Source organism: Rathayibacter sp. PhB179 (genome assembly GCF_004345345.1).
GTDB lineage: Bacteria > Actinomycetota > Actinomycetes > Actinomycetales > Microbacteriaceae > Rathayibacter > Rathayibacter festucae.
Genome location: NZ_SLVD01000001.1, coordinates 142,519 through 157,614 on the forward strand (window position 1 = coordinate 142,519; position 15,096 = coordinate 157,614).

Consider the following 15,096-nt stretch of genomic DNA (forward strand, 5'->3'; position numbering starts at 1 on the left):
CCAGCCTAGGAACCGACGGCCGCAGGTCGAGGGCTTGCGCCGCTCAGGAACCGAGGTAGCGGCCCGGCCGGTGGTTGAAGGCGAGCACGAGGTTCAGCACCACGACGCCGGCGGCCGAGATCAGCACGTTCAGCGGCGGCACCACCAGCAGCGCCGCGACGACCACGCAGGCGTCGAGCGCCATCATCACGTAGCCGGCCCGCCAGCCCAGCCGCTCCTGCGCGAGGAGGGCCAGGATGCTGAAGCCGCCCAGGCTCGAGCCGTGCCGGAACAGGATGAGCAGGCCGATCCCCGCGAGCACGTCGCCGGTGAGCACCCCGTAGACCGGATCGATCCGGAGCGTCCCGAAGGCGAGCGGGTGCAGCCCGGCGAGCACCGAGACCAGCACGATCGAGGACATCGTCCGGAGGGTGAAGCGCCAGCCCTTCTTCCAGAGCGAGAGCGCCAGGAACGGCAGGTTGACCACCACGAGGATCACGCCGAACGGGATCGGCACGACGTAGCCCAGCAGCAGCGCGAGCCCCGCGGTCCCGCCGGTCACCGCCTCGCTCGCGCGGAGCAGGAACAGGCCGAGCGAGACGACGAACGCACCGGTCACGAGGCCGAAGACGTCCTCGAAGCGGCTGTGCGGCACGGGGAGGGGGGCGTCGGTCACCGGGAGATGCTGTCACACCCGCGTTGCCGGAGCGTTTCGGCCGACCCGTCCCCGCCCTCGTAGGATGACCCGGTGCTGCCGAAGATCCTGCTGTTCTACCGCTTCGTGCCGCTCGCCGACCCCGAGTCCGTCCGGCTGTGGCAGCGCGAGCTCGCCGAGCACCTCGGCCTGCGCGGCCGGGTCCTGCTCTCGAAGGACGGCGTCAACGGCACCCTCGGCGGGGAGATGGGCGCGCTCAAGCGCTGGGTCCGCCGCACCCGCGAGCACTCCGCCTTCCGCGGTCTCGAGGTGAAGTGGAGCGACGGCACGGGCCTGGACGACGAGGGCCGCAGCGTCGACTTCCCCGGGCTCTCGGTGAAGGTGCGCGAGGAGATCGTGTCGTTCGGAGCGCCCGAGGAGCTGCGCGTGGACGAGTCCGGCGTCGTCGGCACCGGCGTCCGGCTCGCGCCCGACGAGGTCGACGCCCTGGTCGCCGAGCGCGACGACGTGGTCTTCTTCGACGGCCGCAACGCCTTCGAGGCCGAGATCGGCCGCTTCGACGGCGCGGTCGTGCCGGGAGTCGTGAGCACCCGGGAGTTCGTCGAGCAGCTCGACTCCGGCGCCTACGACCACCTCAAGGGCCGGCCGGTCGTCACCTACTGCACCGGCGGGATCCGCTGCGAGGTGCTCTCGAGCCTGATGCTCGCCCGCGGCTTCGGCGAGGTGTACCAGCTCGACGGCGGCATCGTCCGCTACCAGGAGGCCCGCCGCGACACGGGGCTCTGGCGCGGTGCGCTCTACGTCTTCGACGGGCGCGGCTCGCTGACCTTCTCCCCGGACGCCGAGGTGCTCGGCCGCTGCGCCGTCTGCGCGGAGCCGACCAGCCGGATGCGCAACTGCACCGATCCCGCCTGCCGCGCCCAGCTCGTCGTCTGCGAGGGCTGCGGGAGCGCGGCCTGCGCGGCGCACCGCGGGGACGTCGCGGAGCGGGCTACGGTGCTCGGATGAGCATCGAAGCGCGCGGCCGCACCCTCGTCGACCTCCACACCGCCCCCGAGCTGCTGAGCGTGGTGAACGTCTGGGACGTGGTCTCGGCGACCACGATCACCGCTCTCCCCGAGACCCGGGCGCTCGCGACGGCGAGCCACTCGATCGCCGCGACCTTCGGCTACGAGGACGGCGAGCGGATCCCGCTCGACCTGCACCTGAGCATGATCGAGCGGATCGTCGCCGCGGTCGACGTCCCCGTCTCGGCGGACCTCGAGGCCGGCTACGGCGACGCCGGCGAGACCGTCCGCCGCGCCATCGAGGTCGGCGTCGTCGGCGCGAACCTCGAGGACCAGGCGAAGCCGCTCGCCGAGGCGCTGCGCTCAGTCGAGAAGGCGGTCGCCGCCGCCGAGGAGGAGGCCGTGCCCTTCGCCCTCAACGCCCGCACCGACGTCTTCCTCCGCGCCGGCGACCGCGACCGCGGCGAGGTGCTCGCCGACGCGATCGAGCGCGGACGCGCCTATCTCGACGCGGGGGCGACCTGCTTCTTCGTCCCCGGCCTGCTCCAGGACGCGGAGCTCGAGGCCCTCGTGGCCGAGCTCGGCCGCCAGCGGGTCAGCGTGATCGGCGTCCCCGGCTCGCAGTCGCCCGCCCGTTTCGAGGAGCTCGGCCTGGCCCGCGTCTCCTACGGACCGTGGACGCAGCGCGTCGCGCTGACCGCGCTGCAGGACGCGGCGACCGCCCTCTACGCCGGCGGTGCGCTGCCCGAGGGCACCCGGCCGCTGAACTGACCCCGCCGCCCGGGCGCGTTCCGCGCGCTCGGGCGTAGCGTGGGCTCATGTTCCGAGCCGTCGTCGTCGAGCAGCACTCCTCCTCCGACACCGAGACCCCGAATCGCGCACGACTGACCGAGCGGGACGATCCCGACCGCTCGCACGGGGACGTGACCCTCGCCGTCGAGTACTCGAGCGTGAACTACAAGGACGCCCTCGCTCTCGCCGGCCGGCCGGGTGTGGTGCGCCGCACCCCGCTGATCGCGGGCATCGACGTCGTCGGCACGGTCGAGTACGCGGACGGCGCCGCGGCCGAGCGCTTCGACTCCGGCGACCGCGTGGTGCTCAACGGCGCCGGCCTCGGCGAGCGCTTCGACGGCGGCTTCACCGAGCGGGCCCGCGTCGACTCCGCGTCGCTGCTGCGCATCCCCGGCGCGATCTCCTCCGCCCGCGCCGGCGCGATCGGCACCGCCGGCTTCACCGCGATGCTCGCCGTCCTCGCCCTCGAGCGGCACGGCGTCCGCCCCGGCGACGGACCGGTGCTGGTCACCGGTGCCTCGGGCGGCGTGGGCTCCCTCGCCGTCGCGCTGCTCGCGAAGCTCGGCCACGAGGTGGTCGCCTCGACCGGGCGCGCGGGCGAGCACGGCGAGCTGCTCCAGCGCCTGGGCGCGACGGAGGTCCTCGACCGGGCCGAGCTGTCCGAGAAGGGCAAGCCGCTGCAGTCGGAGCGCTGGGCCGGCGCGATCGACTCCGCCGGCTCGCACACCCTCGCCAACGCGCTCGCGCAGACCCGCTGGGGCGGCACCGTCGCCGCCTGCGGTCTCGCGCAGGGCGGTGACCTGCCCGCGACGGTGATGCCGTTCATCCTGCGCGGAGTGACGCTCGCGGGCATCAACTCGGTGGAGGCACCGAGGAAGCTCCGCGAGGAGGCGTGGCGCCGGCTGGCCCACGACCTCGACCTGGAGCTGCTCGACGGGCTGACCACGGCGGTGCCGCTCGCGGGCGCGATCGACGCCGCGGCCGACCTGCTGGAAGGTCGCGCGCACGGGCGCACGCTGGTCGACGTCCGGGGCTGACGCTCCGGAGCTCGGGTCGCGCGGCGGTCCGAGCTACTCGGCGGCCTCGGTCGCGCCGCTGGGCTCGGCGGAGGCGTGACCGACGGAGGAGTCGGGGCGCGGCTTCGCGGCGGGCTTCTTCGGGGTGGGCTTCTTCGCTGCGGGCTTCTCGGGCGCAGGCAACTCGGCGGCGGGCTTCTCAGGCGCCGGCGCCTCGGTGCCGGGCTTCTCGGCGACCGGCTTTTCGGGCGCCGGCTTCTCGGGCGCCGGCTTCTCGGGCGCCGGCTTCTCGGGCGCCGGCTTCTTCGCGGGCGCCTTCTTCGCCGCGGGCTTCTTCGCGACGGTCTCCTTCTCGGCCGGCGTCTCCTCCGCAGGCGTCTCCTCCGCAGGCGTCTCCTCCGCAGGCGTCTGCTCGTCCCTGCGCTCCGCCTCCGCCTGCGCCGCGGCCAGGCGCTCGGCGGCCTGCTCGGCGACGGCCGGCACGACGACGAGATCGTCGGTGTCGATGACGGGGATCGCCGAGGTCGCGGTCCCCAGCTGCAGCGCCGCGATCAGCTCGGGGGCGTGCTTCGTGCTGACGATCAGTCGCGAGTACTCCTCGTCGACGAGGTCGATCACCACCGCAGCGGCCGTCCGCTTGATCAGCAGGAAGTCCTTGCCGCCGTGGAACTTCCAAGTGCCGGCTGCGAGGGTCAGCGGCACCGCGGTCCCCGGCGCCCGGATCCCGCGCACCCAGATCCACGGATCCTCGGTGACGGTCGCCGAGCGGATGCTCGAGCGCTCGACGACGACGTCGCCGCGGTGCAGGGCGAGCAGCCGTTCGGCGCGGGTCAGGCGGAGTTCGAGGCGGTCGGGGAGCACGGTCACGACGGGCATGCCCCTAGTCTGCCCCGCCCATCGCACTCGGCGCCCGGGGGTCGCGGTGGCAGCATGGAGGGATGGCCACGGATCCGGACGAGCGGCGCCTCCTCGACGCGCGCCTCGCCGAGCGGCAGGCCGAGGCCCGCCGCGAGGCGGCGGCACTCGACGAGTCCCTCCTCGAGCTCCTCCTCGACCGCGCCGACGGCACCGCCGACGACGAGCACGACCCGGAGGGCACCCCGCTCTCGGCGGAGTGGTCGCGGATGGCCGGGGTACGCGACGCTCTCGCCCGCACCGAGCGCGATCTCGCCGCCGCCCGCGCGCGCCTCGCCGCCGGCGACTACGGCGACTGCGCCCGCTGCGGCCGCCCGATCGGCGCCGCCCGCCTCGAGGCCCGCCCCACCGCCGACCTCTGCATCGACTGCGCCCGCGCCGCCGAGTCCCGCCGCCGCTGACGGCGGTTCCGCCCCCGCACCTGAAGGCCCCCACAGGCCAAGGCGTGCAGAAACCCGGGTGCTCCTGCGAGAGTTCACATGCGGTCGTACCCCCGATGGGTGGTCCCGCTCCCCCTCCCCCCTTTCTCCCGCCTCTCGAAAGGCCTTCCTCCGCATGACCGAGACGTCGTCCGACCGCGTGACCGGCGCCCCGCCGGCCCCCGACCGCCGCGCCTGGCGCTCCCTCGTGGTCCTCCTGGCGGGCATGTTCATCGCCCTGCTCGACACCACCATCGTCAACGTCGCCCTGCCGACGATCCGCACCACCCTCGACGCCTCCGAGTCGACGCTCTCCTGGATCATCTCGGGCTACGCGCTCGCCTTCGGCCTCGCGCTGATCCCGGCCGGCCGCCTCGGCGACCGCTTCGGGCACAAGTGGGTCTTCGTCAGCGGCGTGGCGCTGTTCACCGTCGCGAGCTTCGCCTGCGGCCTGGCCGCCGACGACGTCCAGCTCGTCATCGCGCGCGTCGTGCAGGGCCTCGCGGGCGGGATCTTCGTCCCGGCGGTCAACGCCTACATCCAGATCCTCTTCCGCGGCCCCGCCCGCGGCAAGGCGTTCGCGGTGATGGGCGCCGTCCTCGGCGTCTCGTCGGCGCTCGGCCCGATCATCGGCGGACTCATCATCCAGGCCTTCGGCGACGAGAACGGCTGGCGCCTGGTCTTCTGGGTCAACCTGCCGATCGGCGTCGCGACGCTCATCGCCGCCGCGATGCTGCTGCCGACCCGCCGCGAGCTCCAGGACGGCGACCGCGCCCCGAGCGGCGGCGTCGACTGGCTCGGGCTGATCCTCGTCTCGGGCGGGCTCGTCGCGCTGCTCGTGCCGCTGATCCAGGGCGAGGACGAGGGCTGGCCGCTCTGGACCTTCCTCTCGATCGCCGGCGGCGTGATCCTCCTCGCCGCGTTCGGCGCCTGGGAGGTCGCGTACACCCGCCGCGGCCGCGCGCCCCTCGTTCCGCCGACCCTGTTCCGCCACCCCGCCTTCACCGGCGGCGTGATCCTGGCGCTGGTCTACTTCGCGGCCTTCACGAGCATCTTCTTCACCATCTCGCTGCTCTGGCAATCCGGCCTCGGCCACACCGCGCTGGAGTCGGGCCTCGTCTCGATCCCCTTCGCGATCGGCAGCATCGTCAGCTCCTCGCAGAGCAACCGCCTCACCGCGAAGCTCGGCCGCAACGTCCTGGTGCTCGGCAGCGGACTGCTCGCCGTCGGCCTGATCTGGGTGTGGCTGGTGCTGCTGACCGCGACGCCGGACTCGATCACCAACTGGCAGCTGCTCGCGCCGCTGTTCATCGCCGGCGTCGGCAACGGCTTCTTCATCGCGCCGAACGTGCAGTTCATCGTCTCGACGGTCGACCCGCAGGACGCGGGCGCGGCCAGTGGCGTCATCTCCGCGATCCAGCGGATCGGCTCGGCGGTCGGCATCGCCGCGATCGGCAGCATCCTCTTCGGCGGCCTGGTCATCACCGGCCCGGACACCGTCGCCTCGGGCTTCCTCGACGCCGCGGCCCCGGCGATGCTGGTCAGCGCGCTGATGGCGATCGCCGCCTTCGCGCTCGTCTTCGTGCTGCCGAAGTCGGTGTCGCGCCGGGGCTGATCCCCGGCGCGACCGCCTACTCCTGCGGGCGCGCCGCCGCCGCGGCCTTCGCGGCGGCCGGCAGCGCGTCGACGATCCGGCCGATCGCCGCGTCGTCGTGCGCGGCCGAGACGAACCACGCCTCGAACACCGACGGCGGCAGCGAGACGCCCGCGTCGAGCATCGCGTGGAAGAAGGCCGGGTAGCGGAACGACTCCTGCGCCTGGACCTGGGCGTAGTCGCGCACCGGTCCACCGATGTCGGTGAACATGAAGCTGAAGAGGCTGCCCGCGCTCTGCACCGTGTGCACGACGCCCTCCGCCGAGAGCGCGGCCGAGACCTCGCGCTGCAGCGTCACGGCGGTGCGGTCGAGCGAGGCGTAGACGGCGTCGTCGGCGAGCTGCAGGGTGCGGATGCCGGCGGCCACGGCGACCGGGTTCCCGGAGAGCGTGCCCGCCTGGTACACCGGCCCGAGCGGGGCCAGGTGGTCCATCACGTCCGCGCGGCCGCCGAGCGCCGCGACCGGCATGCCGCCGCCGATGACCTTGCCGAAGGTGTAGAGGTCGGCGACGTAGTGCGCCTCGGCGCCATCGGCACCGGCGCCCGCGTTCTCGAGCCCCCACCAGCCGCCGGCGCTCACGCGGAAGCCGGTCAGCACCTCGTCCATGATCAGCAGCGAGCCGTTGGCGTGCACGAGCTCGGCGAGTGCCGCGTTGAAGCCCGGCGCGGGCGGGACGACACCCATGTTCGCCGCGGCCGCCTCGGTGATCACCGCGGCGATCTCGGAGCCGCGCTCGGCGAGGACCGCGCGCACCGCGTCGAGGTCGTTGTAGGGCAGCACGATCGTCTGCGCCGCGGTGGCCGCGGTGACGCCGGCGGAGGCGGGCAGGGCGAGCGTCGCCAGGCCGGAGCCGGCGTCGGCGAGCAGGCCGTCGGAGTGGCCGTGGTAGTGGCCGGAGAACTTGATCAGCAGATCACGGCCGGTGACCCCGCGGGCCAGGCGGATCGCGGTCATCGTCGCCTCGGTGCCCGTGGAGACCAGGCGCAGCTTCTCGATCGGCGAGACCCCGCCGGCCGTGATCCGCGCCTCCACCAGCTCGGCGAGCTCGGTCTCGGCCGGGGTCGACGCGCCGAAGGAGAGCCCGCGGGCCGCCGCCTCCTGCACGGCGGCGACGACCTCGGGGTGGGCGTGGCCGAGCACGGCCGGACCCCAGGAGCAGACCAGGTCGACGTACTCGCGGCCGTCGGCGTCGGTGATGTACGGGCCGGTCGCCGACACCATGAACCTCGGGGTCCCGCCGACCGAGCGGAAGGCGCGGACCGGCGAGTTCACCCCGCCGGGGATCGCGTGCCGGGCACGCTCGTACAGGGTGTCGTTCGCGGTGGGAGTCACCCGACCACGATACGGCGCGGACCCTTCACGGAGGATGTGCCTACTTCAGCAGATCGTTCGCCAGCTCGACGGCCCAGTAGGTGAGCACGGCGTCGGCGCCGGCGCGGACGATGCCGGTGACCGACTCCACGATCGCGGCCTCGCGGTCGATCCAGCCGTTCGCAGCGGCGGCCTCGATCATCGCGTACTCGCCGGACACCTGGTACGCCCAGACCGGCACGTCGGAGATCGCGGCGACGTCCGAGAGCACGTCGAGGTAGGACATCGCCGGCTTCACCATCACGACGTCCGCGCCCTCGGCGAGGTCGAGCGTCGCCTCGCGCAGCCCCTCGCGGCGGTTCGCCGGGTCCTGCTGGTAGGTGCGGCGGTCGCCCTCGAGCGTCGACTGCACGGCCTCGCGGAAGGGGCCGTAGAAGCTGGAGGCGTACTTCGCGGAGTAGGCGAGGATCGCGGTGTCGAGGTGGCCGGCGCCGTCGAGGGCCGCGCGGATCGCGCCGACCTGGCCGTCCATCATCCCGGAGAGGCCGAGCAGGTGCGATCCGGCCTCGGCCTGCGCGAGCGCCATCTGCTCGTAGCGGAGCAGCGTCGCGTCGTTGTCGACCCGGCCGTGCGCGTCGAGCACGCCGCAGTGCCCGTGGTCGGTGAACTCGTCGAGGCAGAGATCGGTCTGCACGACGAGCGCGTCGCCGACCTCCTCGACGACGACCCGCGTGGCGGCGTTGAGCACGCCGTCGGGATCGGTCGCTCCGGAGCCCACCGCGTCGCGGGTGGTCGGCACGCCGAACAGCATGACGCCGCCGAGCCCCGCCTCGGCCGCCTCGGTCACCGCGCGGCGGACGCTGTCCAGCGAGTGGTGCGACACCCCCGGCATCGAGCCGATCGGCTGAGGTTCCGTGATGCCCTCGGCGACGAAGAGCGGGAGGACGAGCTGGGCGGGGTGGACGCGCGTCTCCCGCACGAGCCGGCGCAGGGCCGGGGTCGTGCGGAGGCGCCGCGGGCGGATCGCGGTCATGCCTCCAGCCTAAGCCGGGCTCGCGTCGCGCCCCCTGACCGTCGACATCCACTCCTCCACAGGATCGTCTCGTCGTCCTTCCTGTACAGATCACCGACGAGCGCCCGCACCCGAGGCGGTGTTCCGCCACCGTCGACACCATGGACGGAGTCGGCTCTCTCCCCGCCTCGGGCGGCGGGTTCGCTCCCGCGAGCGCCTTTCGCGCCGCCGGCGTGGACCGGTCCGCGGTCGAGCGCGCCCTGTCGACGGGCGAGATCGTCCGCGTGCGGCGCGGCTGGTACGCGATGGCAGGAGCGCCCGAGGCCGAACTGGCCGCCGTGCGTGCGGGCGGAGTCCTCACGTGCGTCTCTCTGCTGCACGCTCTCGGGCTCTGGACCACCGAGCGGCCAGGCCTGCACATCGCGCTCGGCGACTCCTTCGTCCATACCCTGCGTCCGGGGGCGGTCGGCCACTGGCGGCGATGGCCGGGTCAGGGCCGTCGCTCGTTCTCGCAGGACGGGATCGGTGCGGCGGTCCTGAATCTCATCACCTGCATCGGTGAGGACGACGCCGTCGTGACGATCGACTCGGCTCTCAACCTGGGCCTGCTCGCTGAGGACGACCTGCCGACGCTCCGCGCGCTCGCTCCGGCGGGGAAGCGGGAGGTCTTCGCCCGCGTCGACGGCCGCAGTCAGTCCGGCCTCGAGACGAAGACCCGCTTGAGCATGCGCAGCCGCAACGTGCCGGTCCGCCCGCAGGTCCTCGTCCCGCGTGTCGGCCGTGTGGACGAGGTGATCGGTGAGCGGATGGTCCTCGAGACCGACGGCTACCGCTACCACTCCAGCATCGAGCAGTTCCACGAGGACCGGCGGCGCGACCTCGAACTCGCCCGCCAGGAGTACCTCTGCATCCGGCTCGACAACCACCAGATCATGGACGACTGGCCCCGCACCGAAGCGGCCCTCTTCGAGATGATCCGCCGGAACGAGCACATGTGGACTGCAGCGCAGCGCAGGCGCCGGGCACTCGAACACCGGTGAGCGTCCACCTCGACCAGCGACGGCCGCACAACATCAGCTGAGAAGGGGGTACCTCCTCTGTCAGCGGAGGCCCACCCGTCTCAGCTGATGTTGTGCGCGAAGAGCGCCGGTCAGCGGGGCGCGCGCTCCGCGGCGACGCCGGCGACGGCCTCGATCAGGGACGAGGCCGAGCGCTCGTCGGCGACGACGTCGACGCGCAGGCCGAAGGCGCGCGCGTCCTTCGCGGTCTGCGGGCCGATCGCGGCGACCAGCGTCGACTCGGGCACCGGGCCGAGCTGCTTCTGCACCTGCTCGGCCACGCTCCCCGAGGTGATCAGGATGGCGTGGACGGCGCCGCTCGCGACATCGGCGACGACGCGGTCCTCGACCTGCACGCCGACGGTGCGGTAGGCGACCACCGAGCGGACGTCGTGGCCGATGCGCTTCAGGCCCTCGGTCAGCAGCGGCTTCGCGATCTCGGAGCGCAGCGTGAGCACCCGGAGCGGGTGCTGCCCGCCGGTCGCCTGCTCCCACTCGGCGAGCAGGCCCTTCGCCGAGTTGTCCTCGGACGGGACGAGATCGACGGAGTAGCCGGCCGCCACGAGCGCCGCGGCCGTGGTCTCGCCGACGGCGGCGACCTTCGTCCCCGCGGGCACGGTGGTGCGCAACAGGGACAGCACGTCGACCGTGGTCGCGCTCGTCACCGTCATCCAGTCGAAGGCGCCGGCCTCGAGGTCGGCCAGGGCCTGCTCGAGCGCCGGGAAGTCGTCGGTCGGCGCGAAGTTGATCATGGGCGCGACGACGGGCGACGCTCCCTTCGCGCGCAGGGCACCGGCGACGCCGTCGCCCCACGGACCTCCGCGGGGGACGAGGACACGCCAGCCCTGCAACGGCTTCTCCCACTGGGAGTAGGCGGCGGGCACGATCACGAAGAGGCTCCCAGAGGTGCGAGTTGGGCGGCACCCGCACCGAGAAGCGCGTCAGCGAGCAGAGAGCCGCAACGGAACGCGGCTTCGACGACGGGCAGTTCGCGACCACCATACTGCGAAACCGCCAGGTGTCGAGGTCCGTCGACCGAACCGTTATCGATCGGCTCCGCCACCTCCCGAGAGAGGGACGCCGAGCCGTCGACCGCGAAGACCACGCCGCGCGTCACCACACGGCCGACCTCGACCGTCGCGCTCGCGCCGATCGGCGCCGCGCAGCCCGCCTCGAGCACGGCGAGCAGCGCCCGCTCGGCGGTGATCGCCGCCCGGGTGGGACCGTGCTCGACGGCCGCGAGCGCCGCGCGCAGATCGTCGGACGGCTCCTCGTCCCGGACCTCGATCGCCAGCGCACCCTGACCGGGCGCGTGCGGCGAGACGCCGAAGTCGAGCACCTCGGTGACGGCGTCGGTGCGCCCGAGGCGCCGCAGCCCCGACAGGGCGAGCACGATCGCGTCCAGCGGCGACGAGCTCCCGTCGGCCACCCGGCCGAGCCGGGTGTCGATGTTCCCGCGGATGTCCACGATCTCGAGGTCGGGGCGCGCCGCGAGCAGTGCCGCGCGACGCCGCGGAGACCCGGTGCCGACCCGCGCACCGCGGGGCAGCGTCGCGAGGGTCGCGCCGTCGCGGGCGCAGAGCGCGTCGCGCGGATCCTCTCGCTCGGGCACCGCGCCGAGGACGAGGCCCTCGACCGGTGCCGTCGGCAGATCCTTCAGCGAGTGCACGATCGCGTCGCAGCGCCCGGCCAGCAGCGCGTCGCGCAGCGCGCTCACGAAGACCCCGGTGCCGCCGAGGGAGGCGAGCGAGCCGCGCATCCGGTCGCCGTCGGACTCGATGCGCACCAGCTCGACGGGCACGCCGGCGGCCTGCGCCATCCGATCGGCGGTCATCCGGGTCTGCGCCACCGCGAGCGCGCTCGCGCGGGTGCCGACTCGGATGCTCACGGGGCGATGCTCCCCGTCACAGGGCGACCTCGCCCGTCACGGCGCGATCCCCGCCAGCGCCGGCTTGAAGCCCGCGCGCACGTTCTCGCAGCAGCCGGGACGGCAGACGTCGTACCAGGGTCCGAGCGCCGTCATCGACGGACGGTCCTCCACGGGCGTGCCGTTGACCCGCTCCATCACCAGGTCGACGAGACCGGAGACGTAGACCGGGTCGGTGCCCGGCGTCGCCACGCGGACGGCGACGAGGCCGTGCTCCTCCGAGGTCTCGAGCGCCTCGTTGTCGAGGTCCCACATGACCTCCATGTGGTCCGAGACGAAGCCGAGCGGAACGATCACCAGCGCCCTGCGGCCCTTGGCGGACAGCTCGGCGATCGCGTCGTTGATGTCGGGCTCGAGCCACGGCTGGGTGGGCGGGCCGGAGCGCGACTGGTAGACGAGCTGCCACGGCACGTCCTCCGCGCCGGCGGCCGCCATCACGACCTCCGCGACCGCGAGGTGCTGCGCCTCGTAGGCGCCGCCGTCGCCGAAGTGGTGCACGTCGACGACGGTGCCGTCCTCGTGCCGCTCGTGCGGGCCGCTGCGCGCGGCGTCGGTGGAGGGGATCGAGTGCGTCGCGAAGAGCACCTCGACCTCGGTGGTCGCGTCGAGCCCGGGCAGGCGCGAGCGCAGCTCGTCGAGGCCGTCGTGGACGGCCTTCACGAACGGCATGACGAAGCCGGGGTGGTCGAAGAACTGGCGGACCTTGTCGATCCGCAACTCGCCCTCGAGGCCGGTCGCGTCGAGCGCGGCCGCGAAGTCCTCGCGGTACTGCCGGCAGGAGGAGAAGGAGGAGTAGGCGCTGGTGGCGATGGCGATCAGGTTCGAGAAGCCGCGCTCCTTCGCCTCCGTCACCGCCTCGCTCATGTAGGGCGCCCAGTTGCGGTTGCCCCAGAGCACCGGGAGGTCGATGCCGCGGTTCGCGAGCTCGGCCTCGAGGGCGGCCTTCAGCGCGCGGTTCTGCGCGTTGATCGGGCTGACGCCGCCGAAGTGGCGGTAGTGGTGGGCGACCTCCTCGAGGCGCTCCTCCGGGATGCCGCGGCCGCGGGTGACGTTGCGCAGGAACGGGATGACGTCGTCCTGGCCCTCGGGGCCGCCGAAGCCGGCGAGCAGGATCGCGTCGTAGGCGACCGGCTCGGTGACGTGCTCGGGGCCGGACGCCGCCGCCGGCGTGGCACCGCGGACGAGGACGCCCTCGGCGACCTCGGGGACGGGTTCGGCGAAGTCGCGCGCCTCGGGGGCGGGGACCGTGCTGCTCATCGGAGGACCTCGGCGATCTGGTCGGCCTCGATGCGCCGACCGGTGTAGAAGGGGACTTCCTCGCGCACGTGGCGGCGGGCCTCGGTGGCTCGCAGATCGCGCATGAGGTCGACCAGGTTGACCAGCTCCTCGTCCTCGAGCGCGAGGATCCACTCGTAGTCGCCGAGCGAGAACGAGGCCACCGTGTTGGTCAGCACGGAGCGGAAGCGCGAGCCCTGACGGCCGTGCTGGGCGAGCATCGTGCGGCGCTCCTCCTCGGGGAGGATGTACCACTCGTAGGAGCGGACGAACGGGTAGACCGTCAGCCAGCGGGCGGGCGCCTTGCCGCGCATGTAGGCGGGGAGGTGGTTCGCGCTGAACTCGGCGTCGCGGTGCACGCCCATCGCGTTCCAGGTGGGCAGCAGCGCGCAGAGCATCTCGGTGCGGCGCAGCTCACGGTAGGCGCGCTGCAGCTCCTCGGGCGCGGCTCCGGTGAGCCAGAGCATGATGTCGGCGTCGGCGCGCAGGGCCGAGACGTCGTAGGTGCCGCGCACCGTGACGCCCTCGCCCGCGAGCCGCGCGACGGTGTCCTCGTAGCCGGCGGCCGCCTGGGCGGCCTCGTCGGCGGAGAGGGTGAACGGACGTGAGGGATCCCTGCGGAGAACCGCCCAGAGCGTGTATCCCAGGGCCTGATCGGAGTGATCCTGATCGGCGGGGGGCTGCGGCGCCGGAGCGGCGCTCGTGTCGGGGGCGGACTGAACGGGACCCGCCGTGTCGGCGGTCTGATCGGTCATTGATCCATCATCCCTCCGCTCGTGCGGATGCACAAAAGCGGGAGGGGCTCTGGCGCCGAGGGGTCCGGAGCGCTAGCGATCCGGACCCCTCCGCGCCAGGAGGTGACGCGGGTGCAGTCAGTCCTCGACGACGGCGCGGACGATGCCCCAGACGACGAGGCCGACCGCGGCGGCCGCGCCGGCGGCACCGGCGATCAGGGCCTCGGGGTGGTGCTTGCGCACGACGGAGACCTTGCGCTCGAGCGTCCGCTGGACGTTCCGCACCTTGCGCGGGACGTTCACCTTGTACTCGATCGCGTCGAGCGTCGCGGCGAGCTCGGTGCGCGCGCGCTCGATGTCGGCCTTCAGCTGGCTCGGCTGGAGCTCCGCCGGGTCGACGAAGCGGGGCGTGGTGCTGGATACAGCGCGATCAGTTGTCATAGCTGCCGACTCCCTTGAACGCCTGGACGTCCTTCTTGATGCTCTCGATCGAGTCCTGCGGAACGGGCGGGACGGCCTTCTTGATCGACTTGACGCCGACCAGGATCAGCACGACCGCCACGAGCAGGAAGAACACGGTCACGATCAGCGCCGACAGCCAGGCGGGGAGCCAGGAGGCGATGCCGATGATCGCGAAGGTGACGAGGGTCGCCCACGCGGTGAGGAGGAAGAAGGCCGCGACCGCGAACAGCGCGACCGCGAGGCCGGCGCTCTTCGCCTTGCCGGACAGCTCGTTCTTGAGGGACGCGATCTCGGCCTTGACGAGCTCGATCACGAGACCGGGGAGGTCGCTGACCAGCTCGCCCAGCGATCGGGCGTTCTTCGGATTGCGTTCGTTCACCACGGGGGCTCCTCGGAGGGTGGTCGTGCCGGGCCTCGGCCGAACGGACGGCCCGGAGGGATGAGGACTACGCCTTGCTGGTGGAGGACGACGACGTCGATCCTCCGGAGCCGGCCGCGGCGGCGGCCTCGTCGACCTTCGACGCGGCCGAGCGGGCCGCGGCGGTCGCCTCGGCCGAGGAGGCGCCCTGGGCCTTCTTGCCGCCGGACACCGCCTTCACCACGACGGTGCGGACGAGCTCGTAGGCCTTGTCCGAGACGGTGCTGAGCTGCGTCTTCGCCGCTCCGCCGACGGCGCCCGCGACGTCCTGCACGGGCTGCGTCTTCCAGAACTTGTTCGCCGCCGAGGCGATCTGCTCGTACCGCTTGCGACCGGCACGCGCTCCCAGCACGTAGCCGGCTGCGGCTCCTGCCACGAAAAGAATCTTGCCCTTCACGCCTACTCCTCGTCCTGGGCCGCTCTCGCGGCTCGTTCACGCGGTCGATGACCACTCGTGTCGG

The 15,096-nt window shown here is 73.1% G+C and carries 17 protein-coding genes; 6 read left to right on the forward strand and 11 right to left on the reverse strand.

What is annotated here, in order from left to right:
- Window positions 1-43 precede the first annotated feature (43 nt).
- The gene (locus EDF43_RS00680) at window positions 44-655 is read right to left on the reverse strand and encodes a YitT family protein (protein WP_132434816.1); all 612 of its coding nucleotides are present in this window, start codon (window positions 653-655) and stop codon (window positions 44-46) included.
- 72 nt (window positions 656-727) lie between these two features.
- On the opposite strand from EDF43_RS00680, the gene EDF43_RS00685 reads away from it, so the two are divergent.
- The 3 genes from EDF43_RS00685 to EDF43_RS00695 are packed head-to-tail and all read left to right on the forward strand — an operon-like array spanning window position 728 to window position 3,470.
- Entirely contained in the window at window positions 728-1,642 is a 915-nt protein-coding gene (locus EDF43_RS00685; protein WP_132434818.1) for a rhodanese-related sulfurtransferase, read from the forward strand.
- Window positions 1,639-2,412: an isocitrate lyase/phosphoenolpyruvate mutase family protein gene (locus tag EDF43_RS00690; RefSeq protein WP_132434820.1), complete on the forward strand. Its 774-nt coding sequence runs from the start codon at window positions 1,639-1,641 to the stop codon at window positions 2,410-2,412. The genes EDF43_RS00685 and EDF43_RS00690 overlap by 4 nt, the downstream gene beginning before the upstream one ends.
- 47 nt (window positions 2,413-2,459) lie before the next feature.
- Window positions 2,460-3,470, forward strand: coding sequence for an MDR family oxidoreductase (locus EDF43_RS00695; protein WP_132434822.1), 1,011 nt, complete (start codon window positions 2,460-2,462; stop codon window positions 3,468-3,470).
- Between the two features lie 33 nt (window positions 3,471-3,503).
- Here the strand turns inward: EDF43_RS00695 and EDF43_RS22225 are convergent, their stop codons facing one another.
- Window positions 3,504-4,325 (reverse strand): hypothetical protein, encoded by an 822-nt coding sequence (locus EDF43_RS22225; protein WP_243699268.1) that lies wholly within the window; start codon window positions 4,323-4,325, stop codon window positions 3,504-3,506.
- 62 nt (window positions 4,326-4,387) lie between these two features.
- On the opposite strand from EDF43_RS22225, the gene EDF43_RS00705 reads away from it, so the two are divergent.
- Together EDF43_RS00705 and EDF43_RS00710 are read left to right on the forward strand one after the other, a co-directional pair.
- Window positions 4,388-4,765, forward strand: coding sequence for a TraR/DksA C4-type zinc finger protein (locus EDF43_RS00705; protein ID WP_132434824.1), 378 nt, complete (start codon window positions 4,388-4,390; stop codon window positions 4,763-4,765).
- Window positions 4,766-4,919: 154 nt separating this feature from the next.
- Entirely contained in the window at window positions 4,920-6,398 is a 1,479-nt protein-coding gene (locus EDF43_RS00710; protein WP_123701800.1) for an MFS transporter, read from the forward strand.
- 16 nt (window positions 6,399-6,414) lie between these two features.
- Here EDF43_RS00710 and hemL read toward each other — a convergent pair whose 3' ends face one another.
- A complete protein-coding gene (hemL, locus tag EDF43_RS00715; protein WP_207901592.1) occupies window positions 6,415-7,770 on the reverse strand; it encodes a glutamate-1-semialdehyde 2,1-aminomutase in 1,356 nt (451 codons plus the stop codon).
- Between the two features lie 40 nt (window positions 7,771-7,810).
- A complete protein-coding gene (hemB, locus tag EDF43_RS00720) occupies window positions 7,811-8,782 on the reverse strand; it encodes a porphobilinogen synthase (RefSeq protein ID WP_123444876.1) in 972 nt (323 codons plus the stop codon).
- 212 nt (window positions 8,783-8,994) lie between these two features.
- Here hemB and EDF43_RS00725 point away from each other — a divergent pair, with 212 nt between their 5' ends.
- Window positions 8,995-9,801, forward strand: a complete 807-nt coding sequence (locus tag EDF43_RS00725) for a hypothetical protein (RefSeq protein WP_132434826.1) — start codon at window positions 8,995-8,997, stop codon at window positions 9,799-9,801.
- A 110-nt stretch (window positions 9,802-9,911) separates the two neighbouring features.
- Here EDF43_RS00725 and EDF43_RS00730 read toward each other — a convergent pair whose 3' ends face one another.
- The 7 genes from EDF43_RS00730 to EDF43_RS00760 all read right to left on the reverse strand — a co-directional run bounded on the left by EDF43_RS00730 (window position 9,912) and on the right by EDF43_RS00760 (window position 15,011).
- Window positions 9,912-10,706, reverse strand: coding sequence for a uroporphyrinogen-III synthase (locus EDF43_RS00730; protein ID WP_132435642.1), 795 nt, complete (start codon window positions 10,704-10,706; stop codon window positions 9,912-9,914).
- The gene (gene hemC / locus EDF43_RS00735) at window positions 10,706-11,707 is read right to left on the reverse strand and encodes a hydroxymethylbilane synthase (protein WP_132434828.1); all 1,002 of its coding nucleotides are present in this window, start codon (window positions 11,705-11,707) and stop codon (window positions 10,706-10,708) included. Before hemC ends, EDF43_RS00730 begins: the two co-directional genes overlap by 1 nt.
- A 36-nt stretch (window positions 11,708-11,743) precedes the next feature.
- A complete protein-coding gene (locus tag EDF43_RS00740) occupies window positions 11,744-13,003 on the reverse strand; it encodes a ferrochelatase (RefSeq protein WP_132434830.1) in 1,260 nt (419 codons plus the stop codon).
- Window positions 13,000-13,776 carry a hydrogen peroxide-dependent heme synthase gene (gene hemQ, locus EDF43_RS00745; RefSeq protein WP_132434832.1) on the reverse strand — a complete coding sequence of 259 codons (777 nt, stop codon included), beginning with the start codon at window positions 13,774-13,776 and terminating at the stop codon, window positions 13,000-13,002. Before hemQ ends, EDF43_RS00740 begins: the two co-directional genes overlap by 4 nt.
- Before the next feature lie 117 nt (window positions 13,777-13,893).
- Window positions 13,894-14,196, reverse strand: a complete 303-nt coding sequence (locus tag EDF43_RS00750) for a DUF3618 domain-containing protein (protein ID WP_123444872.1) — start codon at window positions 14,194-14,196, stop codon at window positions 13,894-13,896.
- Window positions 14,186-14,599 (reverse strand): phage holin family protein, encoded by a 414-nt coding sequence (locus EDF43_RS00755; protein ID WP_123733381.1) that lies wholly within the window; start codon window positions 14,597-14,599, stop codon window positions 14,186-14,188. The genes EDF43_RS00750 and EDF43_RS00755 overlap by 11 nt, the downstream gene beginning before the upstream one ends.
- A 64-nt stretch (window positions 14,600-14,663) precedes the next feature.
- A complete protein-coding gene (locus EDF43_RS00760; RefSeq protein ID WP_185020070.1) occupies window positions 14,664-15,011 on the reverse strand; it encodes a YtxH domain-containing protein in 348 nt (115 codons plus the stop codon).
- Between the last annotated feature and the right edge of the window lie 85 nt (window positions 15,012-15,096).